The 22,277-nt window shown below is 70.1% G+C and carries 21 protein-coding genes; 11 read left to right on the forward strand and 10 right to left on the reverse strand.

Annotated elements, in window-relative coordinates:
* Positions 1–154 precede the first annotated feature (154 nt).
* Positions 155–1,306 carry a GTP cyclohydrolase II RibA gene (gene ribA / locus D9R12_RS12180; protein WP_122230827.1) on the forward strand — a complete coding sequence of 384 codons (1,152 nt, stop codon included), beginning with the start codon at positions 155–157 and terminating at the stop codon, positions 1,304–1,306.
* Positions 1,307–1,478: 172 nt separating this feature from the next.
* Here the strand turns inward: ribA and D9R12_RS12185 are convergent, their stop codons facing one another.
* The 3 genes from D9R12_RS12185 to D9R12_RS12195 all read right to left on the reverse strand — a co-directional run bounded on the left by D9R12_RS12185 (position 1,479) and on the right by D9R12_RS12195 (position 4,807).
* Complete coding sequence (locus tag D9R12_RS12185) at positions 1,479–2,957, reverse strand: PH domain-containing protein (RefSeq protein WP_122230829.1); 1,479 nt, start codon at positions 2,955–2,957, stop codon at positions 1,479–1,481.
* Positions 2,958–2,983: 26 nt separating this feature from the next.
* Entirely contained in the window at positions 2,984–3,526 is a 543-nt protein-coding gene (locus tag D9R12_RS12190; protein WP_244672052.1) for a PH domain-containing protein, read from the reverse strand.
* A gap of 222 nt (positions 3,527–3,748) precedes the next feature.
* Positions 3,749–4,807 carry a UDP-N-acetylglucosamine 2-epimerase gene (locus tag D9R12_RS12195; RefSeq protein ID WP_170159248.1) on the reverse strand — a complete coding sequence of 353 codons (1,059 nt, stop codon included), beginning with the start codon at positions 4,805–4,807 and terminating at the stop codon, positions 3,749–3,751.
* A gap of 85 nt (positions 4,808–4,892) precedes the next feature.
* Between D9R12_RS12195 and D9R12_RS12200 the strand changes: the two genes are divergently transcribed.
* Together D9R12_RS12200 and D9R12_RS12205 are read left to right on the forward strand one after the other, a co-directional pair.
* Complete coding sequence (locus tag D9R12_RS12200) at positions 4,893–6,461, forward strand: DUF6798 domain-containing protein (protein WP_170159249.1); 1,569 nt, start codon at positions 4,893–4,895, stop codon at positions 6,459–6,461.
* 11 nt (positions 6,462–6,472) lie between these two features.
* Positions 6,473–7,240, forward strand: coding sequence for a glycosyltransferase family 2 protein (locus D9R12_RS12205; protein ID WP_122230875.1), 768 nt, complete (start codon positions 6,473–6,475; stop codon positions 7,238–7,240).
* Between the two features lie 6 nt (positions 7,241–7,246).
* Here D9R12_RS12205 and D9R12_RS12210 read toward each other — a convergent pair whose 3' ends face one another.
* The 5 genes from D9R12_RS12210 to def form a co-directional block, all read right to left on the reverse strand.
* On the reverse strand, positions 7,247–8,503 hold the full coding sequence (locus D9R12_RS12210; RefSeq protein ID WP_170159250.1) for an O-antigen ligase family protein: 1,257 nt from the start codon (positions 8,501–8,503) through the stop codon (positions 7,247–7,249).
* Between the two features lie 35 nt (positions 8,504–8,538).
* A complete protein-coding gene (locus tag D9R12_RS12215) occupies positions 8,539–10,269 on the reverse strand; it encodes an ArnT family glycosyltransferase (protein WP_122230837.1) in 1,731 nt (576 codons plus the stop codon).
* Between the two features lie 67 nt (positions 10,270–10,336).
* Positions 10,337–11,638 (reverse strand): 16S rRNA (cytosine(967)-C(5))-methyltransferase RsmB, encoded by a 1,302-nt coding sequence (gene rsmB / locus D9R12_RS12220; protein ID WP_122230839.1) that lies wholly within the window; start codon positions 11,636–11,638, stop codon positions 10,337–10,339.
* Positions 11,635–12,555, reverse strand: coding sequence for a methionyl-tRNA formyltransferase (fmt, locus tag D9R12_RS12225; protein ID WP_122230841.1), 921 nt, complete (start codon positions 12,553–12,555; stop codon positions 11,635–11,637). Before fmt ends, rsmB begins: the two co-directional genes overlap by 4 nt.
* 88 nt (positions 12,556–12,643) lie before the next feature.
* Positions 12,644–13,156 (reverse strand): peptide deformylase, encoded by a 513-nt coding sequence (gene def / locus D9R12_RS12230; protein ID WP_122230877.1) that lies wholly within the window; start codon positions 13,154–13,156, stop codon positions 12,644–12,646.
* A 296-nt stretch (positions 13,157–13,452) separates the two neighbouring features.
* Between def and D9R12_RS12235 the strand changes: the two genes are divergently transcribed.
* The 3 genes from D9R12_RS12235 to D9R12_RS12245 all read left to right on the forward strand — a co-directional run bounded on the left by D9R12_RS12235 (position 13,453) and on the right by D9R12_RS12245 (position 16,321).
* A complete protein-coding gene (locus D9R12_RS12235; RefSeq protein WP_122230843.1) occupies positions 13,453–14,601 on the forward strand; it encodes a LysM peptidoglycan-binding domain-containing protein in 1,149 nt (382 codons plus the stop codon).
* Between the two features lie 75 nt (positions 14,602–14,676).
* A complete protein-coding gene (dprA, locus tag D9R12_RS12240) occupies positions 14,677–15,804 on the forward strand; it encodes a DNA-processing protein DprA (protein WP_122230845.1) in 1,128 nt (375 codons plus the stop codon).
* Positions 15,805–15,847: 43 nt separating this feature from the next.
* The gene (locus D9R12_RS12245; protein ID WP_014159763.1) at positions 15,848–16,321 is read left to right on the forward strand and encodes a DUF494 family protein; all 474 of its coding nucleotides are present in this window, start codon (positions 15,848–15,850) and stop codon (positions 16,319–16,321) included.
* Between the two features lie 81 nt (positions 16,322–16,402).
* Here the strand turns inward: D9R12_RS12245 and D9R12_RS16205 are convergent, their stop codons facing one another.
* Positions 16,403–16,597 carry a type II toxin-antitoxin system HicA family toxin gene (locus D9R12_RS16205; protein ID WP_122230847.1) on the reverse strand — a complete coding sequence of 65 codons (195 nt, stop codon included), beginning with the start codon at positions 16,595–16,597 and terminating at the stop codon, positions 16,403–16,405.
* Positions 16,594–16,806 (reverse strand): type II toxin-antitoxin system HicB family antitoxin, encoded by a 213-nt coding sequence (locus D9R12_RS12255; protein ID WP_122230849.1) that lies wholly within the window; start codon positions 16,804–16,806, stop codon positions 16,594–16,596. The genes D9R12_RS16205 and D9R12_RS12255 overlap by 4 nt, the downstream gene beginning before the upstream one ends.
* 35 nt (positions 16,807–16,841) lie before the next feature.
* On the opposite strand from D9R12_RS12255, the gene D9R12_RS15820 reads away from it, so the two are divergent.
* The 5 genes from D9R12_RS15820 to D9R12_RS12275 all read left to right on the forward strand — a co-directional run bounded on the left by D9R12_RS15820 (position 16,842) and on the right by D9R12_RS12275 (position 22,081).
* Positions 16,842–16,997 carry a hypothetical protein gene (locus D9R12_RS15820; RefSeq protein ID WP_170159251.1) on the forward strand — a complete coding sequence of 52 codons (156 nt, stop codon included), beginning with the start codon at positions 16,842–16,844 and terminating at the stop codon, positions 16,995–16,997.
* A gap of 281 nt (positions 16,998–17,278) precedes the next feature.
* Positions 17,279–19,819, forward strand: a complete 2,541-nt coding sequence (locus D9R12_RS12260; protein ID WP_122230851.1) for a DNA topoisomerase I — start codon at positions 17,279–17,281, stop codon at positions 19,817–19,819.
* 9 nt (positions 19,820–19,828) lie between these two features.
* Positions 19,829–20,395, forward strand: a complete 567-nt coding sequence (tsaC, locus tag D9R12_RS12265; RefSeq protein WP_014159757.1) for an L-threonylcarbamoyladenylate synthase type 1 TsaC — start codon at positions 19,829–19,831, stop codon at positions 20,393–20,395.
* A 55-nt stretch (positions 20,396–20,450) separates the two neighbouring features.
* The gene (locus tag D9R12_RS12270; RefSeq protein WP_122230879.1) at positions 20,451–21,041 is read left to right on the forward strand and encodes a DUF4124 domain-containing protein; all 591 of its coding nucleotides are present in this window, start codon (positions 20,451–20,453) and stop codon (positions 21,039–21,041) included.
* A complete protein-coding gene (locus tag D9R12_RS12275) occupies positions 21,041–22,081 on the forward strand; it encodes a DUF4124 domain-containing protein (RefSeq protein ID WP_122230853.1) in 1,041 nt (346 codons plus the stop codon). The genes D9R12_RS12270 and D9R12_RS12275 overlap by 1 nt, the downstream gene beginning before the upstream one ends.
* The last annotated feature ends 196 nt before the right edge of the window (positions 22,082–22,277 follow it).

Raw genomic sequence — 22,277 nt, forward strand, 5'->3', positions numbered from 1 at the left:
CCGCGCTTTCGCATCGCAGTCATGGCTGCGCACCGAGCTTGAATTTCGGCGACGCGATTGCATCCCATGCAGCGACAGGCGCGTCTCCGGAACGACGCCGAGCCTTTTCCAGGCGGCCATTCCCGGTTTCGTCAGTCCTGAAAGGAGTCCCTGCATGTCTGCCTACCCGCTGCGCGCACCTGCCATGAGCACTCCCACCGTCCCCTTGCCCGCCCCGTTCGGCCACCCCGCCGCGATCGCCTGCGAACGCGCGGCGGCCGAGTTGCGCAGCGGGCGTCCGCTGGTGCTGCACGAGGGCACCGGCGCGCGCACCGCGGTGCTGGCGCTGGATGGCGCCACGCCGGCGTCCTACGCGGCGTTCGTGGCCGCCGCAGGCGCCGGGGTGTCGCTGTTCGTGACCGGCATCCGTGCCCGCGTGCTGGGCATCGATGCACCGCGCGGCGCGCGTCTGGAAGTGGCCGGCCGCCACTTTGACAGCCTGGCTGCACTGGCCTACCTGCCCTCCGAGGGCGCTCCGCCTGCATGGACGTCCCCGACCGGCCTGGATGCCGGGGCGGCCGAGATCGCGCGCCTTGGCCTGCTGCTGCCGGTGCTGCTGGTGCACGACCTGGAGGCGGCGCCCTCGCCCTTCGATGCCTGCGCGCAGCTGTCGCTGCAGGAGCTGGCTGCCGGCGCCGCGCACGCCAACCGCGACTGGGAACTGGTGGTGCGCACCGAGGTGCCGCTGCGCGAGGTCGGCCCGGCGCAGTTCGTGGTATTCCGTGGCGGGGTGGCCCAGCGCGACCAGGTGGCGATCATCGTCGGCCAACCCGACCTGACCCGACCGGTGCCGGTGCGGGTGCATTCCTCGTGCCTGACCGGCGACCTGTTCGGCTCGCTCAAGTGCGACTGCGGCGATCAGTTGCGCAACGGCCTGCTCAAGCTGGCCGAGCTGGGCGGCGGGGTGCTGCTGTACATGGACCAGGAAGGCCGCGGCACCGGCATCGCCGCCAAGCTGCGCGCCTACGGCTACCAGCATGTGGGCATGGACACCATCGATGCGGACGCATTGCTGGGCTTCGGCCCGGACGAGCGCCGCTACGAAGGCGCGGCGGCCATGCTGCGCGGGCTGGGCGTGAACCAGGTGCGCCTGCTGACCAACAACCCGGCCAAGGTCGAGCGCCTGCGCGCGACCGGCATCGAAGTGGTGGGCCGCATGCCGGTCACCGGCCGGATCACCGCCGACAACGAAGGCTACCTGCGCACCAAGGCCGCACGCGCCGGCCATGCGCTGGATGTGGATGCACTGATCGCCTCGCTGTCGTAGCCCGGTTTTCGACCACCCGCTTGCGGCGCCGGCGCGCATGGACGCAGGCGATGAACTTCAAGTCAAAAAGCCGCCATGGGCGGGAACCGCCAACAATGGCAACTCCTTGGCTCCTGGACGGGCACGATGGACCGCATGCGGGCCCGGCCCCTGGCGCGCTGCGCGCCGTTGCTCACCAGCGCAGGCGTCGACGGGCCAGCGTCAGGCTGAGCTGTGCGTACAGCGCGCGGGCTTGCTCCAGCGGCACCAAACGCAGCTTCAGACGCGGGCCATCGCCGAACGCGCCGGCCGTATCCAGCAGCAGTGAGGCGGTGCCGCAACGCCGGTCCAGGGGCGAACGGCTCAGGCGCAGCGCCTGCAGCTTGTCGATTTCGGCAAAGCGCCACCAGCGCGTCCACCAGCCGCCGCGCACGGCGACCAGACGCGCGTCCACGCTCCAGCCCATGCGCCGCACCTGGCGATGCGCCTTGAACGCCGACCACGGCAGCCACAGCAACACCAGCAGCGCGGACTGACCGGCCAGCGGCCACAGCGCCGCGGCGATCAATGCCAGCCAGAACGCCGGCCACAGGCACAGCCGCCACCAGTGCCGGATCGGCACCGCATGCCAGTGCGTGGGCGGCCACTGCACGCCGGGCAGCACGTGCCGCACCAGCGCATCGCAGGTGTCCGGTGTGGCCAGCGGGACCAGTTCGCGGATCGACTTGCGGTGCTCGCCACGCGACTCGACCACCGCGGTATCGATGTTCAGGCTGCGCCGGTTGAACCAGCGATGCAGCACGCCCTCGCGCAGCGTCCAGGACTGGATGCGTCGCCGCGCGGCGCTGGTGCGCACGCGCGCCAGCAGGCCGCGCTCGACGGTGAGCCGGCGCTGCGATTCGCTCAGGCGAAAGCCGTGGTACTGCAGCGCGGCCAGCGCGATGGACAGCACCCGCAGCAGCGCGATCGCCCACACCAGCAGGCTGGCCGCGGTGATCAGGCCGGACATCCAGCCCAGGTGCAGCTGGCCGGCGTAACCGAACACCTGCTGGCCATAATCCTCGATCGCACTGGCCGCCATCTTCTGCGGAAGCACCTGGTAGAGCGCGCCGGCGGTGGCGGCCATGGCGATCATGCCGCGGTTGGAGATCAACCCCAGCCGCACGATCTCGCCTGGCGCCAGGGTCAACAGGGTGATGCTGTCGGCCACCTGGGTCGCCTGCTCCGCGGTTGCCTGGCCACGGTGGCGCACCAGCTGTTCCAGGGCCAGCGCCTGGTCCAGGCGCAGCACCCGCATCTGTGCTTCGGGTCTGACCCCGCCGGCCGACTCCAGGCGCAGTTCGGCCACGCCGAAGATCCGGTGCAGCAGCGATTGGTGCACCACCACGTTGTGGATCCGGGCGAACGGGATTTCGCGGCGGTTGCGGCTGAGCAGCCCGCTGCGGATGCTCAGGCCATCGGCACCGATGCGGTAGCGATAGGTCAGGTAACGCACCAGCGAGACGCCGACCAGGATCGCCATCACCACCAGGGTGGCCACGTTCTCGTAGACATCGCGCTCGCCGTCGCGGCCGCCGAATACCACCAGCACGATCAGCGGCAGCAGGAACTGCTTGAGCTGCTGCAGCAGCACGAACAGCCACGACCACGGATGCAGGCGCTGCTCGCGCATCGCTGCCGGGATGGCGGCCGCCTCGCTCACAGTGCGTCGTCGTCGCGGTCCAGCTGGCGCGCCAGGCGCTCGCGCAGGCGCTCGGCGTCGCGCTGGTCCAGGCCGGACACCGACACCGCACTGAGCCGGGTCCCGGCCGTGTGCACCACCAGCGTGGCCAGGCCCGCGGCGCGTTCCAGCGGGCCGCGGCGCAGGTCCAGGTGCTGCACGCGCGAAAGCGGGACCTGGGTTTGGCTCTGCCACAACCGTCCCTGCCTCAGGGCAAGGCCCTGCGCGTCCAGGCGCCAGCGCGTATAGCGATGGCGGCGGTAGGCAATCCCCCCGGCCAGCACGGCCAGCACCGCGCTGGCGGCGACGAGCCACCGCCACGGCAAGGCGAGCGGCAGGGTCAGGTGCGCCACCAGCAGGGCCACCAGCCCTGCGCCCAGGGTGCCGAGCAAGGCACCGGCGGCGGCCAGCTTTGCCCCGCGCGCAGGCAGTTGCTGCCAGCCTTCGGGCAGGCCCGTGCCGGTGTCCGGATCTTCGCCGAGCGGTGGTGGCAGACGGTCGGGAGCAGGGATGTCGTGCAACGCGCGTGACCTGGCGGGAAGTGCAAAGAAACGCCAGGTCGAGGGAACTCGGTCCGGCATGTGTGCCGTCCGGTGCTCCCGGCGGCGGTCATCGCGCAGGAGCCTACCATCGGCTCAAACCGTTGCGATGGGGCCGTGGACCCTCGCGCTGTTGCCTTGCTGATCCGCGCACGCGTCCACGCACGTGACGCGGCGGCCCAGGATGGCCGGCCCAGACCCGCGCTACGACAGCCCCGGCTCGAACAGCGCCCGCATCGTCGACCGCGCGCGCCAGCGCCGCCACGGGTGAGCTGGCCGCGACCGCAGCGGACCAAAGCCACCTTCGAGCAGGCGCTCGGTGGCGGCCACCACGCGCTGGGCGGCGTGGCCATCGCGCGAGGGATGGATTCGCGCGCCATACTCCCTGGCGGCCTGCATCTGCGCCGGCGGTTGCGCCAACGCCGCATCGATGGCCGCATCGACCTGTTCCGGTGCCTGCACGTCCAGCAGGTACGGCTGCGGGCGGCGGGTGCGCAGGGTGACCACCGGCTTGTCCAGCAGCACACATTCCTCGATCACCGAGGAGGTATCGCAGACCAGGACGTCGGCGGCCCGCAGCATGTCGACCACATCGGGCGATTCCAGGAACCGGGCGTGGGCACCGGCCAGGGCGCGATAGGCGTCGAACAGCGGCGGCGGGCATTTGGGGTGCAGGGTCAGCAGCCAGTAGCGGTCGCCGCGGGCGATCAACTCCGGCAGTACCGACAGCAGTGCCGGGGCCGCGCTCAGCGATCGGGTGAAGGTCGAGGCCACCATCACCACCGGCCTGCCGCCGGCGGCGTCGCGCAACGTCGGCCTGCCCGCCGCGGGCGCGAACAGCGGATCGAGCTTGGGCCAGCCGGTTTCGGCCACGGCGAAATCCCCATGCTCGCGCGCCAGCGCGGCAAACCGCGGCGTGGTCGCCGGACCATGGGTGCAATACAGGTCGAACAGGTCGCGGATGCGGAAATGGCCGCGGCCGCCGTCGTCGCGCTTGTCGATGTTCAGGCCGTGGAACAACTGCACCTGCTTGCCCGGCAATTGCGGGGGGATGCGGTGCACGGTGGAAAACGTGGCGTCGGCCGCGAACGCGGCCAGCGCGGCGCGGTCGGCGATGCGTACTTCGCCCGGGCCCAGCCGTGCTGCCAGGGGGGCGGCACAGAGCCAGCCGACGCGGTGGCCCGCCGCCTGCGCGGCAGCGGCGACCGGGCGCAGCACAGGCAGCGAATACAGCTCCGAGGCAAGCAACAGGTAGGCGGACATGCGCGGCACGATACCAGCGCCGCCTTTCCATGGGACCGCCACAGGCTTCCGATAAACTGTGCGCCGTTTTGCCAGACCAGCCCTGATGTCGCAGCCGCCGTCCCTGCAAGTCCCGAACCGGCCGTTGGCCCTGGCCGCGATCGTGGCTTGCGCCGCGCTGGCCATCGCCCTGGACCATGGCATCCAGGTCGGGCGTGAGAACCACGCCGGCCTCATCCCGGTGGTGCGCCGGCTGCTCGATCCGGGCTACCTGCCCGGCGATTTCGGCATCCAGCTTCGCGCCCACCACCATCGCATCTTCGCGCTGCTGGTGGCGGCCCTGGCCCTGCCGCTTGGCGAACGCGCCGCCTTTGCCGTGCTGACCTGGTCCGGCTACCTGCTGGTGTTTGCCGCGCTGTGGCAACTGGGTGCGGCCCTGGCCCTGGCGCGGGGCCGCCGGATGCTGCTGGCGGTGGCGCTGGCCAGCGGCTTTGCGTTCCTCGATCACGGCGTGGAAGCCAACCGGTTCCTGGGCAACGGCCCGATCATGCCGCCGACTTTCGCCCATGCCGGGATCGTGTTCGCGCTGGCCGCGCTGGTGCGCGGGCGCTGGAACCTGGCCCTGGCCCTGTCCGGCGCGGTGGCGCTGGTGCACCTGCAGATCGGCGGCATCTGGATGCTGGTGATGGCCCTGGAAGCGACCCGGCAGCGAATCTGGCGGCGGCCGGCTCGTTGGCTGCCGGGACTGGCCGCGGCCCTGCTGATCGCCGCGCCGGCGCTGTTCGACCTGGTCGCGCTGGCGCAGCAGGGCCTGACCCGGCAGATGGGCGCGCTGCAGGACGTGGCCTTCCGGATGCCGCAGCACTTCACCTTCCATGGCAACCGCATGGCCGTGGTGCTGCTGTACCTGGGCCTGTTCGCCTGGACGTGGCGGCGCTGGCGCAGCCGTGGCGATGCGCGCGCGACACGGTTCGCACCACTGCTGTCGGTCGCGCTCATCCTGATGGCCTTCACCGTGCTGCACTATCTGGATTACTACCTGCTGCGCAGTGGCTGGATCGCGCGCGCCCAGCTGTTGCGGCTGAGCATGTTCGTGCCGGTGCTGGCCGCGTGCGCGCTGCTGGCGCAGGGCCCCTGGCCTGCGCCCCGGGCCGAGCGCTGGCCGTGGCTGGCGGCAGCCCTGTTTGCGCTGGGGGCCCTGGGTGTGGCGTTTGCCAAGGGCGAGCCGCCAAGCCTGCGCGTGGTCGATGCCGCCCGCATGCGCGGTGACTGGACCGAGCTGTGCGACTGGGTGCGCGCACGCGGTCCACAGGTGCTGTATGCAACCCCGCCGGGACATGTCGGCTTCACCGCGTGCAGCGACCGCTCCACCCTGGTCGAATTCAAGATCAACCCCGACGGTGGCGCCGGTCGCGAGCAATGGCTGGAGCGCCTGCATGCAATCACCGGCGGCGCCCTGCCGACCGGAGCCGGGCGGATCGAAGTGGCCCAGGCCCTGGATGCGGCCTATGCGCGCCTGCCGGCCAGCGGCTTGGCCGCGCTCGCCCGCGATTACGGCGTGCGCGCCGCAGTGGTGCCTGTGGCCAGTCCGTTGCGCGGGCCCGAGCTGTACCGCAACGCCGGCTACCGGGTGGTCGCCCTGGATGCCACGCTGGCCGCGGAACCGAGCCGGTGAAGCGGGCCGCGGTGCCAATCTCGGCGTGCGTGATCACCCTTGAGGAGGCCGACCGGATCGGCGAGTGCCTGCGCTCGCTGGCCTTCTGCGAGGAGATCATCGTGGTCGACTCCGGTTCCGCCGATGCCACCTGCCGGATCGCCGAATCGCTGGGCGCACGGGTCCTGGTTCGCGCCTTCGACGGTTATCGCAGCCAGAAGGACTTTGCCGTGCAACAGGCGCTGCACGACTGGGTGCTGTGCCTGGACGCGGACGAGCGCGTGGACCATGCCCTGCGCGCGTCGATCCTGGCCGCTCGCGATGGCGGGTTTGCCGGGGCGGCGGGCTACCGCTTCAACCGGCTTTCGGACTATTTCGGCAGGTTCCTGCGCCACGGCAACGCCTATCCGGACCGGGTCCTGCGGCTGTTCGACCGGCGCCGTGGCGGCTGGCGCGGCAGCCGCCAGATCCACGAAGCGGCCAGCGTCGATGGACCGGTGCGCACGCTGGCCGGCCATCTGCTGCATTTCCCGTACCGCTCGCTGGAACAGCAGCTGGCCAAGACCCAGCGCTACGCCCTGATGATGGCCCAGCACGAATTCGCCCGCGGCAAGCGCGCCTCGTGGGCCAAGCTGGTGGTGTCACCGGCCTGGCGGTTCTGGCGCGGCTACGTGTTCCGGCTGGGCTTCCTGGATGGCTGGCGCGGCCTGGTCTACGCCTACGTGCGCGCCAACTACGTGCGCCAGAAGGCGATCATGCTGTGGCTGCTGCAGCACGGCCAGCCGGTGCGGGATCCGTAGGAACTCCTAAGCCTTGTGCGGGTCTTCGCGCAGGCTGAAGCCCAGCAACACCCCGACCAGGACCACGAAACTGCTGCCGGTCAGCTGGTGCGCCCACATCGACTGGCTCAGCCCGCACAACACGAACACCACCACCACCGCCAATCCGGCCAGCGCGGCACTGCGCGACCGGCGCGGGAAGGGCTGGACCAGCAGCTGGCGGGCGAACAGCCAGGCCGGGACGCCGTACAGCGCCAACAGCGCCACCAGCCCGGGGATGCCCATCGTCGCGCCCCATTCGGGGAAGTCGCTGTGCGCGTGGCGCAGCCGGCACCAGTCGTCCGGCGCCGGGACCCGGCATTGCGGCGCGGTCTCGAGCACCCGCTCGAAACGGCCCACGCCCACGCCGGTCCAGGGATCGGCGATCAAGGCCTCGGTGGCCAGGTCCAGCAACTGCAGGCGTGCGCCCGAGGACGAATCCGGATCGCCCGCCGCATAGCGCATCAGGTCCACCCGCAGCGCCTCCACCCGCTGCTGCACCTGCGGCAGGACGAGCGCGATGCTGAGCAGCGCCAGCACCGCCAGCGCCCAGGCTTCCAGGCGATGCCCACGGCCACTGGTGGCGCGCACGAACAGCGCCATGATCACCACCATCGCTGCCGCCGGCCAGGCCCCTCGGGTCCCGCTCAGTCCGATCGCCACCACCCCGGCACAGGCCGCCAGGGCAGTGATCGCGAACCGACCGGAAGGCCGCAGGAACACCACCAGCGCCAGCAGCATCGCCGCGGCATCGGCGAAGGTGATCGCGTTGGTCCAGCCATCGGCGCGCGGAAGGTGCTGCCGGATCTGCAGGATCGCCACCACCGCCGCGCCCAGCAAGCCGAGGACCGCCCCGCCCCACAGCGCGGCGCGCGGCGGCGCCAGGCCCAGCACCATCAGCGAGGCCAGCGGGATCAGCAGCACCCGGCCGCGGCTGCCGGCTTCGTCCCAGCTATCGTGGTGCACCAGCACCGAAAAGCTCACCACACAGGCGACCGTCACGACCACCCCGGTCATCATCAGCACCGGCCAGCCGGCAGCCTTGCGCGCGGCCCAGATGCGGTCCGGCGCCAGCAGCACGGCGACCAGGGTCAGGCATGCGGCCGGGGTCAGCCCCCACGGGGTGGCGATCATGCATGCAGGCATCAGCAGCAATGCCAAGGCGTAGAGCGCACGCGCCGTGCGCAGCCGCCGCGAGTCGGGGAACGGCTGGTCCAGAAACATCCTGTGGCGGGGCGCGAGCATCGGATTCATCTACGCCGCGAAAGCCGAACGCCAGCTCACCCGTCTTCGGCCTGGGTGGCGCCGGCGGCCCCGTCCACCGGCAGCTCCGGCGAGACCGGGCAGTTCACCCGGGCGGCCATCGGCACCAGCCACCAGCCGCGCCGGTTGGAGTTGACCAGCTGCTCGGCCACCTGGCGATCCACGCAGCTGGGCAAGGCCACATCCTGCACCAGCAGCCAGCGGCGGGCCGGCGCCTGGGCCTGCCAGGCCAGCCCGCGCCGCAGCTGTTCCCTCCACGGCGTCTGGTTGAAGCCGAAGGTAGTGGTGCGCGACTGGCTCATCAGCAGGTTCTGCTCCTTCCAGGCCACCATCCCCAGCTCGGCCTCGGGCCCGATGCGCATGGCCACCTCGCGCATCACCCCGCGCGCGGAGCTGGAATCATTGAGCAACGGCGCCACGGCGATGCCGTACAACACCCACACCCCGCCCAGCACCGAAAACAGCGCCGCGGCCGGGCGCCGGGCGAACCACAGCAGGCTGCCCACACCCCAGCTGCCGATGGCCAGCAGCACCCAGGCCAGGGCATCGGTGACCGCCCGGTCCAGGCCGCGTTCGGCATGCAACTTGCGTTCAAAGCCCGGTTCGCCGGTGAGCATCGTCACGCCCAGCCCCAGCATCACCGCCACAAGCACCCCTGAAAAGGCATAAAGCACGCCTCGCGGCACCCGCTGGCGCAGGATCCCCGGCAGCAGCGGCGCCAGCGCCAGGCACAGCATCGGCAGGGCCGGCATGATGTAGACATCGCGCTTGCCCCGCGGAATGGAGAAAAACACCATCACGATCAACCACCACGCGATCGGCAGCAGATAGCGCGGGTCGTGGCGCAGGCGCAGGCGCCGTGCCCACGGGGCGATTGCCCACGGCAGGGCCAGGATGGTCGGCGCCCACATCAGCAGCACGCCCAAAAAGTACCAGGCCGGCTGCGGATGGTCCCAGGACTGGGCATAACGCTTGGCCGTCTGCCGGAACAGGATGTCCTCCAGGTAGGCGCGGTGCTCGGGATTGGCCGAGGTCAGCACCGTACCCACCATCGGCACCAGCCAGATCGAGACCGCCACCAGGAACGCCAACGGCCCCAGCCAGAAGCGCCTGTCGCCCGCTCCGACCCTGACCCCCGGCCAGCCGCGCACCGAGGCCAGCGCCGCCGGCAGGATCATCAGCAGCGCCAGGAACCCCACCCCCTTGGTGATCGTGCCCAGGCCGGCGAAGAACCAGCCCAGGACCCACATCTTCCAGTCCGGGCCCTTGATCAGGTGGCGGATCAGGCCGTAGTTGGCCAGGGTGACCATGCCCAGCACCAGCGCATCGATCTGTGCGCGCTTGGCCTGGTAGGTGAACTGGAAGGCGAACAGCAGCGCCCAGCCCGCGTACAGCCCGACCTTGCGCGTCCACAGGCGCTGGCCGAGGTCCTTGACGCACCAGATCGCCAGCAGCGAGGCCAGCAGCGAAGGCATCAGGAAGGCCACTCGCCAGTTGCCGGTCAGCAGGTAGAACAGGCCCTGCAGCCACATCAACATCGGCGGCTTGTCCGAGTACAGCTCGGTGCCGCGATGCGGGAACAGCCAGTCGCCGCTGGCCACCATCTGCTGGGCCACCAATGCAAAGCGCGGCTCGTCGGCCGGCCAGGGATCGCGCAGGCCGATGCCCGCACCGATCACCAGCAACGCGGTGATGAACAACAGCCAGGCATCGAGGGGACGGGGACGGGCGAAGGACAGTGGGCGCATGGCGGGAAATGATAGCGGGGCGATGTCAGAGGGCCGTGCGCTTGCGCAGCGGTGCGGACGCGGCGACTCAGCCGGCGGCCTTGCGCAGGCGCGCATAGAAGAAGCCGTCCATGCCGTCCTCGCCGGTGAGCCGCTGCCGACCCGCACCGCTGGCATGGCCGAAGGCGGAGCCGGGATCGTCGGCTTGCGCATCGACGTGCCGAGTCAGGAACGCATCGATCTGACCGGCGTTCTCCTCGACCAGCAGCGAGCAGGTCGCGTAGACCAGCGTGCCGCCAGGCCTGAGCACGGCCCAGGCCGCATCGAGCAGGCGCGCCTGCAGCGCGCTCAGCGCGGCGATGTCGTCCTGGCGCCGGTGCAGCAGCACGTCGGGCTGGCGGCGCACGATGCCGGTGGCCGAACAGGGCGCATCCAGCAGCACCGCGTCGAACGGCACCCGGTCCCACCAGGCGTCCGGGTCGGCGGCATCGGCCGCGCGCACGGTGGCCTGCACGCCGACCCGCTCCAGGGTCTGGCGCACCTGGCGCAGGCGCCGCGCGTCCACGTCCACCGCCGTCAGCGCCAGGCCGGGGAAGCGTTCGAGCAGGTGCGCCGACTTGCCGCCCGGCGCGGCGCAGGCATCGAGCACGCGTGCACCGTCGGCCAGCGCGAACAGGTCGGCCACCTGCTGGGCCGAGCCGTCCTGCACCGACACCGCGCCTTCGGCGAACCGGGGCAGCACCGCGGTCGGGACCGAGCCGGCCAGGCACAGCGCGTCGGCCAGCACCGCGCTGGGCTGCGCGTCGATGCCCGCCCCGGCCAGTTCGGCCAGATAGGCCTGGCGCGTGCCCAACTGCCGGTTGACCCGCAGCCAGGTCGGCGCGGCCTGGGCGCTGGCGGCGAAGATCGCCTCGGCCTGCGCCGGCCAGGCGGCGCCGATGCGGGTGCGCAGCCAGGCGGGCCAGGCCTGGGCCGGATCGCCTTGCCGGACCCCTTCGCGCTGGGCGCGGCGCAGCAGCGCGTTGACCATCCCGGCCTGGTGCGGTCGACCCAGCGTGCGCGCGGCTTCGACCGTGGCCGACAGCGCCGCGTGCGGCGGCAGTTCCAGCGCGTCCAGCTGGGCCAGGCCGGCCAGCAGCAGCGCGCGCAGGTCACCATCGCGCGGGCCCAGCGGCCGGCTCATCCAAGCCTCGAGCACCGCGCCGTAGGCACCCCGGCGGCGCAGCGCGGCAAAGCAGATCGCCTCCAGCAGCGCGCGGTCGCGCACGTCGGCCAGCTGCGGCAGGGCGGTGGCCAGCTCGCCCTTGAGTGAACGCCCCCGGTGCAGCACTGCATCGAGCACGCGTGCGGCCATCACCCGCACCGCCACCCCGGCCTGGCTGGTGCTCATGCGCCGGCCAGGTCGCGGCGCGCGTTGAGGTAATCGGCCGCGGTGATCGCCTTGCCGCCTTCGCGCTGGACCACGCGCAGGCGCAACGCACCGGCGCCACAGGCGATGTCCAGGCCCTGGCGGGTCGCGGCCAGCAGGGTCCCCGGCGCGGCCTGGTGGTGCAGGTCCAGGGCGACGGCGCCATGGATGCGCAGGCGCTCGCCGGCCACCGTGGCCTCGGCGATCGGCCAGGGCATGAACGCCCGCACCTTGCGCGCCAGCGCGGCGGCAGGCTGACTCCAGTCCAGGCGGGCTTCGGCCTTGTCCAGCTTGTGGGCGTAGGTCACCCCTTCGGCCGGCTGTGGGGTGGGGATCGGCCGGATCCCGGCGCGCAGCAGGCCCAGGCCATCGGCCAGCACCTGCGCACCCAGCTCGGCCAGGCGGTCGTGCAGCAGGCCGGCGGTGTCGGTTTCGCTGATCGGCGTGGCCTGCCTGAGAATCACCGGGCCGGTGTCCAGGCCGGCGTCCATCTGCATCAGGCACACGCCCGATTGGCTATCGCCGGCCTCGATCGCACGCTGGATCGGCGCGGCCCCGCGCCAGCGCGGCAGCAACGAGGCATGCACGTTCCAGCAGCCATGGCGGGGGATCTCCAGCACCGCCCTGGGCAGGATCAGGCCATAGGCGACCACGACCATCAGGTCCGGCGCCAGCGCCCGCAGGGCGGCCTGGGTGCCGGGATCGCGCAGGGTCTGCGGCTGCAGCACCGGGATGCCGCGCCTGAGCGCCTCCAGCTTGACTGGGGAGGCGGACAGCCCGCGCCCGCGGCCGGCCGGACGATCCGGCTGGGTATAGACGGCGACCACTTCGTTGTGGCGCGCAGCCGTGCGCAGCGAGGGCACGGCAAACTCCGGGGTGCCGGCAAAGACGATTTTCATCGGTGAGCGACCAGGACGGGGAAGGAAAACGCGAAGGGAATCGCCCACCGGCGCGGGCGACGGCGCCGGCCAGCACCTGCCACGGCCATCAGGCCGCGCTGCGCTTGGCCTTGGCCAGCTTCTTCCTGACCATCTCGCGCTTGAGCGGCGAGAGGTAATCGACGAACAGCTTGCCGTCCAGATGATCCAGCTCGTGCTGGATGCACACCGCCAGCAGGCCTTCGACCTGCAGCTCCTGCGCCGCGCCGGTGCGGTCCAGGAACCTGACCGTGATCGCCTCGGCACGGGTCACGTCGGCGAAGATGCCCGGCACCGACAGACAGCCTTCCTGGCAGACCTGTTCACCGGACTTGTCGACGATTTCCGGGTTGATGAACACCTGCGGGGTGTTCTTCTCCTCGCTGACGTCGATCACCATGAAGCGCTGGTGGACGTCCACCTGGCTGGCGGCCAGGCCGATCCCCGGCGCCTGGTACATGGTTTCGAACATATCGTCGAGCAGGGTCTGGAATGCCGGCTCGGCCAGACGTTCGGCGGTCACCGGAACGGCCCGGGTGCGCAGGCGCGGGTCGGGGAATTCGAGAATGGGCAGCAGTGCCATGGTGAACACCTAGATGGGGTGCCAGCGCGGGTCCGGCAAGTGGCCGGCCATTCTAGTACCGCAACCCGAAGATATCGAAACGTGAAAGCGCGGATTCAAGCCCAGGGCGGCGTTGCAAGCCTTGCCAAGGCGGCCTGCCTTGGCGGCAGCTTGCGCCTTGCCCTGGACTTGAATCCATCACTTTCACCATGTTCCGTTATCTCCGGGCTACGGTACTGGCGCAGGGCGCTTGTGCCTTCGCTTGGTTTGTGGACTATAGTGCGGACCGCCTGTTGGGGAATCAGGTACATACCGCCATGTTCAAACACTTTCGTACAGCTGCGGCTGTCGCGTTCCTGACCCTTGCCGCCTATGCGACCGCGCAGGAGCTGGCCGGCGATCACCCGGACACCTACGTGGTGCAGAAGGGCGACACGCTGTGGGACATCTCGGCGCGCTTTCTCAAGAAACCCTGGCTGTGGCCGGAGATCTGGCAGGCCAATCCGCAGATCGCCAATCCGCACCTGATCTATCCCGGCGACATCATCAGCCTGGCCTACCTGGACCGGGTGGCGGTGCAGCCCGGTCCGCGCCAGGAAGCCCCGCTGACCGGCCTGCCGCTGGCCGACATCGAGCCGTTCCTGCGCAACATGCGGGTGGTGGACAGCTTCGAGGAGCTGCCCTACGTGGCCGGACTGCAGGAGGACCGCCTGCGCGCCTTCGGCGATCTGGACCTCTACGCCGTTGGCCTGCAGGCCCCGCAGCTGGGCCAGCGCTACGCCGTGGTCCGGCCGACCAGGCTTTACGACGAGCCCAGGCCCAGTTCGGATCTTGACCGGCGCGGCAAGCGCACCCTGGGCGAAGGCAGCCTCTGGAAGCAGACCGAGGTCCCCAACGAGCACAGCGACTTCCTGGGCTACGAGCTGGAGCAGATGAGCGTGGGCACGGTCACCGCGGTCGATGCCGAAGGCAACATCACCACGCTCAAACTGGAAGGCGACGGGCGCGAAGTGCGCGCCGGCGACCGCCTGATCCCGGTCGAGGCCCAGCCCTACGACCTGCAGTTCTTCCCGCACCCGCCCAGGACCCCGCTGGTCGACGGCAAGGTCCGCGTCATCTCGGTGGCCGACACGCTCAGCCGCGGCGGCGAGCACGACGTGGTCGCCGTCTCGGGGGGCCGCCGCGAAGGCTTGGACAACGGCACCGTGCTGTCGATCTGGCGCCCGGGCAGCTACAGGCTGGACCCGCTCAAGAGCCCCAGCTCGCGCATCGAGGAGACCAGGAAACCCGGCCAGGGCCGCAACAAGCTGCCCGACCAGTACACCGCGCACGTGATGCTGTTCAAGACCTACGAGAAGGTCAGCTACGGCCTGATCATGAAAGGCTCGGCGCCTTCGCGCGTGGGCTACTTCCTGCGCGATCCCGATGCCGGCCAGGGCTCCACCGCGACCGCCAGCCTGCACTGAGTTTCAGGCTTTTCCTACCCAATACCGCGACGGCGCCCGAGTGCGCCGTCGTCGTTTCCGGGCCAGGCTGGCCGCATGGAAGATGAAACCTGCGCCCTGCTGACCCTGATCCTGGCCGGCGGCGCCACCGCGCCGCGACGGCTGCTGCTGGACACCCATGGCAGCGCCCAGGCGGCGCTGGCCGCCGGCCCGGCTGCCTGGCGCGCGGCTGGCCTGGATGACAAGCGCTGCGCGCGCCTGCACTGCCCCGGCGGCGCCGCCCTGGATCGCTGCACGGCCTGGCTGACCGCACCGGGCCACCATCTGCTGCACTGGCAGCATCCGGACTACCCAGCCCTGCTGCGCCAGATCGGCTCGCCGCCGCTGGCGCTGTTCGTCGAAGGCGATGCCGACCTGCTCTGGCATCCGGGGGTGGCCGTGGTCGGCAGCCGCTCGCCCACTGCCGGCGGGCGCGACAACGCGCGCGCCTTCGCCCACGCACTGGCCGCGGCCGAGTTGGTCGTCTTCAGTGGCATGGCCGCCGGCGTGGACGCGGCCGCGCACGAGGCGGCCCTGGCCCTGCCGCAGGGCCGCACCGTGGCGGTGGTCGGCACCGGCCCGGACCTGGCCTATCCGGCCGCCCACGCACGGCTGCGCGAGCGGATCGTGAATCAGGGCGCGGTGGTGAGCGAATTCCCGCCCGGGACCCAGGCGCGCGCCGCGCACTTCCCCAGCCGCAACCGGCTGCTGGCCGGGCTGAGCCTGGGCACAGTGGTGATCGAGGCCGCCGAGCGCTCGGGCGCCCTGATCACCGCCCGGCAGGCGGCCGAGGCCGGGCGCGAGGTGTTCGCCGTGCCCGGCTCGATCCACAACCCGATGGCCCGCGGCTGTCATCGCCTGATCCGCGATGGTGCCACCCTGGTCGAGCGGCCGCAGGAGATCGTGGAGGGAATCGGCGGGTTGGCTGGCGAGCTGGCCCAGGCCCTGCGCCAGCGCCTTGCGGAAGGGTCCGGGAGCCCTCATCCAGAAGTCTCTGCAGATCCCGCGCTCCCGGATCCGGACTACCAGCGCTTGTGGAAGGCCCTCGGCCATGACCCAACCGGTATGGATGCACTGGTCGCGCGGACCCGATTGACGACCGCCGAGCTGTCCTCCATGCTGCTGGTCATGGAACTGGATGGGCGGGTCGCGGTCGAACACGGGCGCTACTCACGCAGATCGTAGTTTTCCCACCTCCACAGTGCTTTGGAAGCACAGGCCGAGGGCAATGAAAGAGAGCATCCTGGATGTCCTGCTGTACCTGTTTGAACACTATTTCACCGAAGACGCCGACCCGGTCCGCGACCGCGACTCCCTTCAGAACGGCCTGATCCAGGCCGGCTTCAGCCCCACCGAAATCAACAAGGCCTTCGACTGGCTCGATGCGCTGGCCGAACAGCGGCCAGCCGCGACCGAGCCGCGCGTGGATGGCCCGATCCGCATCTTCCATGGCCTTGAGCTGGAAAAACTGGACGTGGAGGGCCGCGGATTCCTGATGTTCCTGGAACAGCAAGGCGTGCTGGACGGGGACCAGCGCGAGCTGGTGCTGGACCGGGCCATGGCCCTGGACCAGGACGAGCTGGACCTGGACGACCTCAAGTGGGTGGTGCTGATGGTGCTGTTCAACCAGCCGGGTTCGGAAGCGGCCTACGCCTGGATGGAAACCCAGATGTTCGCCGACGAACCCGAGCCGGTTCACTGAACGTCCTCAGCCGGGACCGGGAACCATGTCCAACGCCTGAATCAAGCCGGCCCGCGAGGCGGGTTCGGCCTGAACGAATTGTCAGCGCTGCCCTGGCTCGGTGATGCCCAGATCACGGCATATCTTGCGAGCGAGATGATCATTGATTTCGGTGTGGCGCGGGACGGCGCTGCGGTTGCCAAGTGCCGGATTGTGCCACCAGGAATGGCGAGCGCCCTCACGGAGCAGACTGCAGCCGTTGGATGTCAGATGTTGAAGAAAATCGCGGCGCTTCATACCGCGATAGGCAACTCTTCAAATCCATGACCGGCGGCGTCGATTGCATCGGCGCGGTTGAACTCGATGGCCTCGGCCAGGGTGACCCGGAGAGACTCAAGAAGCTCCTCGCGGGTTGCCTCTTGGCAATTCACACCAGGAACCTCTTCGATCCACCCGATCCAGGCGTCGGCTTCACGTTTTACGACTGCCGTATAGGTCTGCTGCATGGCTTTGCTCCAGATCTTCTGCCAAGGATAGCTGAATGCTGGCAGGGGGCAACTGGTACTACGCGGGCCGCAACCGGCAGACCCACGGCCCGATGCAGGCACAGGCGCTGGCGCAGCGCGTTCGGCACGGCCACATCGGCCTGGACGCACCGACCAGCCCGAACGGCAGCGTCGCGAACTGGGCACGGTGACCATCGCCATCCTGGTCGCCGCCGGCGCCCTGATCCTGCTCGGCATGGCGCTGCTCGGGGTGTTGGCTGTCACCCTGGCCTCCGGCCGCTTCGGCCAGTAGACGCACCTGCCGCAACGGACCGCGCTTGACAGCCGGCCCGGGCGCGTGATTCCACTATAAATAGAGAAAGGCTGAACGCCCGGCGCCGCCAGGCCCGGGCCTGGCCCGCTGTCCCCCGTCCTTCTGGCGCACACTCGCCGCTTTCGCGCGGCCCGTCCCGAACCCAATCGAACCCCACTGATGCCCAAGCACCTGCTCATCGTCGAATCGCCGGCCAAGGCCAAGACGATCAACAAATACCTCGGCAAGGACTTCACCGTCCTGGCCTCGTACGGGCATGTGCGCGACCTGGTGCCGAAGGAAGGCGCGGTCGACCCCGACAACAACTTCGCCATGCGCTACGACCTGATCGAGAAGAACCAGAAGCACGTCGAAGCCATCGCCAAGGCCGCCAAGGGCGCCGACGACATCTATCTGGCGACCGACCCGGACCGCGAGGGCGAGGCGATCAGCTGGCACATCGCCGAGATCCTCAAGGAGCGCAACCTGATCGGCAACAAGCCCATGCACCGGGTCGTGTTCACCGAAATCACCCCGCGCGCGATCAAGGAAGCCATGGCCAGGCCGCGCGCCATCGCCGGCGACCTGGTCGATGCGCAGCAGGCGCGCCGCGCGCTGGACTACCTGGTCGGCTTCAACCTCTCGCCGGTGTTGTGGCGCAAGGTCCAGCGCGGGCTCTCCGCCGGCCGCGTGCAGAGCCCGGCGCTGCGCATGATCGTCGAGCGCGAGGAGGAGATCGAGGCCTTCATCGCCCGCGAGTACTGGTCCATCGCCGCCGCCTGCGCACACCCCTCGCAGCCTTTCACCGCCAAGCTGGTGAAGCTGGACGGGCAGAAGTTCGAGCAGTTCACCGTCACCGACGGTGACACCGCCGAAGCGGCGCGCATGCGCATCCAGCAGGCCGCCCAGGGCGTGCTGCACGTGACGGATGTGACCAGCAAGGAGCGCAAGCGCCGCCCGGCGCCGCCGTTCACCACCTCCACCCTGCAGCAGGAAGCCTCGCGCAAGCTGGGCTTCACCACACGCAAGACCATGCAGGTGGCGCAGAAGCTGTACGAGGGCGTCGCCCTGGGCGATGAAGGCGCCGTGGGCCTGATCAGCTACATGCGTACCGACTCGGTGAACCTGTCGCAGGATGCGCTGAATGAAATCCGCGACGTGATCGCACGCGACTACGGCACCGCCTCGCTGCCGGACCAGCCCAACATTTACCTGACCAAGTCCAAGAACGCGCAGGAAGCCCACGAAGCCGTGCGCCCGACCTCCGCACTGCGCACCCCGTCGCAGGTGGCCAGGTTCCTGTCCGACGACGAGCGCCGCCTGTATGAGCTGATCTGGAAACGCGCCGTGGCCTGCCAGATGATCCCGGCCACGCTCAACACGGTCAGCGTCGAGCTGGCCGCCGGCAGCGCGCACAGCTTCCGCGCCAGCGGCACCACCGTGGTGGTGCCCGGCTTTCTGGCCGTGTACGAGGAAGGCAAGGACACCAGGAGCGCCGAGGACGAGGACGAAGGCCGCAAGCTGCCGGCCATGAAGCCCGGCGACAGCGTGCCGCTGGACCGCATCGTGGCCGAGCAGCACTTCACCCAGCCGCCGCCGCGCTTCACCGAAGCGGCGCTGGTCAAGACCCTGGAGGAATACGGCATCGGCCGTCCCTCGACCTATGCCTCGATCATCCAGACCCTGCTCTTCCGCAAGTACGTTGAAATGGAAGGCCGCAGCTTCCGTCCCTCCGACGTGGGCCGCGCGGTGTCCAAGTTCCTGTCCGGGCATTTCACCCGCTACGTGGACTACGACTTCACCGCCAAGCTGGAAGACGAACTGGACGCGGTCAGCCGCGGCGAAGAAGACTGGATCCCGCTGATGGCCCGCTTCTGGGGCCCCTTCAGCCAGCTGGTGGAAGAGAAGAAGGAATCGGTCGACCGCGCCGAGGCCAGTGGCGCGCGCGAGCTCGGCACCGACCCCAAGACCGGCAAGCCGGTCAGCGTGCGCCTGGGTCGCTTCGGGCCGTACGCGGCGATCGGCAGCACCGCCGAGGACGCCGAGGACAAGCCCAGGTTCGCCTCGCTGCGTCCGGGCCAGTCGATGCACACCATCTCGCTGGAAGACGCGCTGGAGCTGTTCCTGATGCCACGCGCGCTGGGCCAGGACAAGGGCGAGGAGGTGAGCGTGGGCATCGGCCGTTTCGGACCCTTCGCCAAGCGCGGCAGCAGCTATGCCTCGCTGAAGAAGGAAGACGATCCGTACACGATCGACCTGGCCCGCGCGGTGTTCCTGATCGAGGAGAAGGAAGAAATCGCGCGCAACCGGATCATCAAGACCTTCCCGGACAGCCAGATCCAGGTGCTCAACGGCCGCTTCGGCCCGTACATCAGCGATGGCAAGCTCAACGGCAAGATCCCCAAGGACCGCGATCCGGCGTCGCTGACCGGTGAGGAGGTGATCAGGCTGCTGGAAGAAACCGGCAAGCCGGTGCGCAAGGGCTTCGGCGCCAAGACCCCGCAAAAGGGGGCCAAGACCGCGGCCAGGAAGGTCACCAAGAAGGCCGAGCCGGCCGAGAAAAAGCCCGCCGCCCGCAAGGCCGTGAAAAAGGCGACCGGCAAGACCGCCAGGAATCCCGGGAAGGGGACAGGCGCGGCCAGCAAGCTCGCCGCGAAGAAGACCGTGGCCAAGAAGTCGGTGGCCAAGAAGGCTGCCAGCCAGGGCGCCGCGCCGTTCTGAAGTCGCGCGATGGCCGTCCCCATGCTGTCGCTGGATGCTGCCGCTGCGCTGTTGCGCGACGGCGGCGTGCTCGCCTATCCGACCGAAGCGGTCTGGGGCCTGGGCTGCGATCCGATGTCCGAGGCTGCGGTCCGGCACCTGCTGGCGATCAAGCAGCGTCCCCTGGACAAGGGCCTGATCCTGATTGCCGCGCGCGTGGCCCAGCTCGATGCGCTGCTCGACTGGTCGGCGCTGCCGGACGATCGTCGCCGCGCGGTGCTGGACAGCTGGCCGGGCGCCAACACCTGGATCGTGCCGGCCGCGCCGGCCGCGCCGCGCTGGGTGACCGGCGTGCATCGCGGGATCGCGGTGCGGGTGAGCGCGCATCCGCAGGTGATCGCCCTGTGCGAGGCATTCGGCGGGCCGCTGGTGTCCACCAGCGCCAATCTGAGCGGACGGCCGGCCGTTTCGGCGCAGGATGCACTCGATCCGGCCTTGCTGGAACGCCTCGATGGCCTGCTGCCGGGCGCCACCGGTGGGCTGGATCGCCCCAGCGTGATCCGCGACGCCCTGAGCGGCCAGGTTCTGCGCGGCTGAACATCGCGGCGGACAGGCCCTGTTGCGGCCGCCGCCGATCGCGCAAGATGCCGCCATGTCGCCTGCCTCGCCCCGGCTCTTTTCCTGCGTCCTGGCCGGTGTGCTGGCTTTGGTGGCGGCACAGGCCAACGCCCAGGTCACCGTCTATCGCTGCCAGGGCAACAACGGCAATGTCACCTTGAGCGATGCGCCCTGCCCGGCCGGCCAGCGCCAGGAAGTGCGGCAGATGCTGCGCCCGCAGGATCCGCCACCGGCGCCGACGCCTCCAGCGCCGCCACCGGCGCCCCCGCCTGCGGCGCCGATCGTGCGCGAAGTGGTGGTCTACCGGACGCCGCCACGCCCCATGTACGAATGCACCACCGAGGAAGGCAAGACCTACACCAGCGACAGCGGCGACGGCAATCCGCGGCTGGTGCCGATCTGGTCACTGGGTTATCACGGCCGCGGTGCGGTGGCGATCGGCAACACCTGGGTGCGCGACGTTTGCCATCAACTGCCCCAGGCCGAGGTCTGCGATCGCCTGCGCGACCGGCGCTATCAGATCCAGCGCCAGTACCACAGCGCACTGCAGAGCGAGCGCCATGCACTGGACCAGGAACAGCGTGCCCTGGATGCGCGGCTGGCCAACGATTGCGGAGCAGACTGATGTCGTTGAAGGAGTGGGCGTGCATGGCGCTGCTGTCGGTCCTGAGCCTGTGCGCCGTTGGCGCGGCGCGGGCGCAGACCACCATCTACCGCTGCACCGACGCGCAGGGCCAGATGACGGTGCAGAACGCGCCTTGCCCGCAAGGCAGCAGGCAGGACAGGCGCCAGGTCAAGGACGTGGCCACCCAGCCGCTGCCGTCTTCGCTGAAATCCACCGAGCCGGCACCGGTGCGGGCCACGTCCGCCTCCGAGGCGCCGGCCGCCACCGCGTCATCGAGGACCAGGGCGCCGCCGCCGCTGCACCTGAGCGCCAGACCCGATCCGGCCGTGGACCCGCCGGCCCCGAGCGGCCCGGCCACCACCCTCTATCGCTGCACCGATGCCACCGGCGCCCTGACCGTACAGAACAGCCCCTGCCCCGCTGGCAGCAACAGCCAGAAGATGGCCGTGCAGGGCGTGCCCAGCATGCCGCTGCCGGGCAATGCACCGGCTGCGGCCGCACCTGCGGCCACGGCCACCCCGGCGCAAGCGGCCGAACAGCCGCGTTCGGACGCGCTGGGCCTGCCAGCGCCGGACCAGGCCCAGACCATCCAGACCATCGGCGGCATGACCCTGATCGAGGACCCCACGCTGCACAGGGACGATGCCGTCGCCGATGCACCGGCCGGCAATGCGGCGCCGGAGGACGAGGGCCCGGCCGGCAAGGTCACCGGCACCGCCCCGCCGATCCTGTTCCAGTGCACCACCTACGACAGCGGCACCTACCTGAGCGAAGACGCCGCGCCGCAGTCGCGCTGCGCGCCGCTCAAGACCGTCGGCCTGGATGGCAATGCCTTCAACGGCTCGGGCAAGGCCTGCCAGGTGATCTACGACGTCTGCGCGCGCGTGCCCGACCAGCGCCTGTGCAGCGCCTGGAAAAAACGCCTGGGCGAAACCGAGGTGGCCGCCCGCTACGCAAAACCGGAGAACGAAGCCCGCAACCGGGCCGAATACCAGCGCGTACTGCGCATCGTCACCGAGGCCGGCTGCGCAGCGCAATGAGGGCGGTCGTGCGACCCAGCGCCGCCGAAACCCTTCTCCCCCCCGTAGGAGCAACTGTCTTCTCAGGCGCCTGTCATTCTCCATTCAGTTTGGTCTCTGGCCATGGCGTTGAGGCGGGTGAGCAGTACCCGCATGCAGGCGGTGATGGCGACCTTGGCGCACTTGCCCCGTTGGCGCAGGGCTTCGTATCGCGTCT

This window comes from Pseudoxanthomonas spadix, from assembly GCF_003703395.1.
GTDB lineage: Bacteria > Pseudomonadota > Gammaproteobacteria > Xanthomonadales > Xanthomonadaceae > Pseudoxanthomonas_A > Pseudoxanthomonas_A spadix.

Coding starts and splice junctions, on each gene's coding strand:
- ribA (WP_122230827.1), top strand. CDS start 155: ATGTCTGCCTACCCGCTGCGCGCACCTGCCATGAGCACTCCCACCGTC.
- D9R12_RS12185 (WP_122230829.1), bottom strand. CDS start 2,957: ATGCGCGAGCAGCGCCTGCATCCGTGGTCGTGGCTGTTCGTGCTGCTG.
- D9R12_RS12195 (WP_170159248.1), bottom strand. CDS start 4,807: ATGTCCGCCTACCTGTTGCTTGCCTCGGAGCTGTATTCGCTGCCTGTG.
- D9R12_RS12200 (WP_170159249.1), top strand. CDS start 4,893: ATGTCGCAGCCGCCGTCCCTGCAAGTCCCGAACCGGCCGTTGGCCCTG.
- D9R12_RS12210 (WP_170159250.1), bottom strand. CDS start 8,503: ATGCTCGCGCCCCGCCACAGGATGTTTCTGGACCAGCCGTTCCCCGAC.
- D9R12_RS12215 (WP_122230837.1), bottom strand. CDS start 10,269: ATGCGCCCACTGTCCTTCGCCCGTCCCCGTCCCCTCGATGCCTGGCTG.
- rsmB (WP_122230839.1), bottom strand. CDS start 11,638: ATGAGCACCAGCCAGGCCGGGGTGGCGGTGCGGGTGATGGCCGCACGC.
- fmt (WP_122230841.1), bottom strand. CDS start 12,555: ATGAAAATCGTCTTTGCCGGCACCCCGGAGTTTGCCGTGCCCTCGCTG.
- def (WP_122230877.1), bottom strand. CDS start 13,156: ATGGCACTGCTGCCCATTCTCGAATTCCCCGACCCGCGCCTGCGCACC.
- D9R12_RS12235 (WP_122230843.1), top strand. CDS start 13,453: ATGTTCAAACACTTTCGTACAGCTGCGGCTGTCGCGTTCCTGACCCTT.
- dprA (WP_122230845.1), top strand. CDS start 14,677: ATGGAAGATGAAACCTGCGCCCTGCTGACCCTGATCCTGGCCGGCGGC.
- D9R12_RS12245 (WP_014159763.1), top strand. CDS start 15,848: ATGAAAGAGAGCATCCTGGATGTCCTGCTGTACCTGTTTGAACACTAT.
- D9R12_RS16205 (WP_122230847.1), bottom strand. CDS start 16,597: ATGAAGCGCCGCGATTTTCTTCAACATCTGACATCCAACGGCTGCAGT.
- D9R12_RS12255 (WP_122230849.1), bottom strand. CDS start 16,806: ATGCAGCAGACCTATACGGCAGTCGTAAAACGTGAAGCCGACGCCTGG.
- D9R12_RS15820 (WP_170159251.1), top strand. CDS start 16,842: ATGCTGGCAGGGGGCAACTGGTACTACGCGGGCCGCAACCGGCAGACC.
- D9R12_RS12260 (WP_122230851.1), top strand. CDS start 17,279: ATGCCCAAGCACCTGCTCATCGTCGAATCGCCGGCCAAGGCCAAGACG.
- tsaC (WP_014159757.1), top strand. CDS start 19,829: ATGGCCGTCCCCATGCTGTCGCTGGATGCTGCCGCTGCGCTGTTGCGC.
- D9R12_RS12270 (WP_122230879.1), top strand. CDS start 20,451: ATGTCGCCTGCCTCGCCCCGGCTCTTTTCCTGCGTCCTGGCCGGTGTG.
- D9R12_RS12275 (WP_122230853.1), top strand. CDS start 21,041: ATGTCGTTGAAGGAGTGGGCGTGCATGGCGCTGCTGTCGGTCCTGAGC.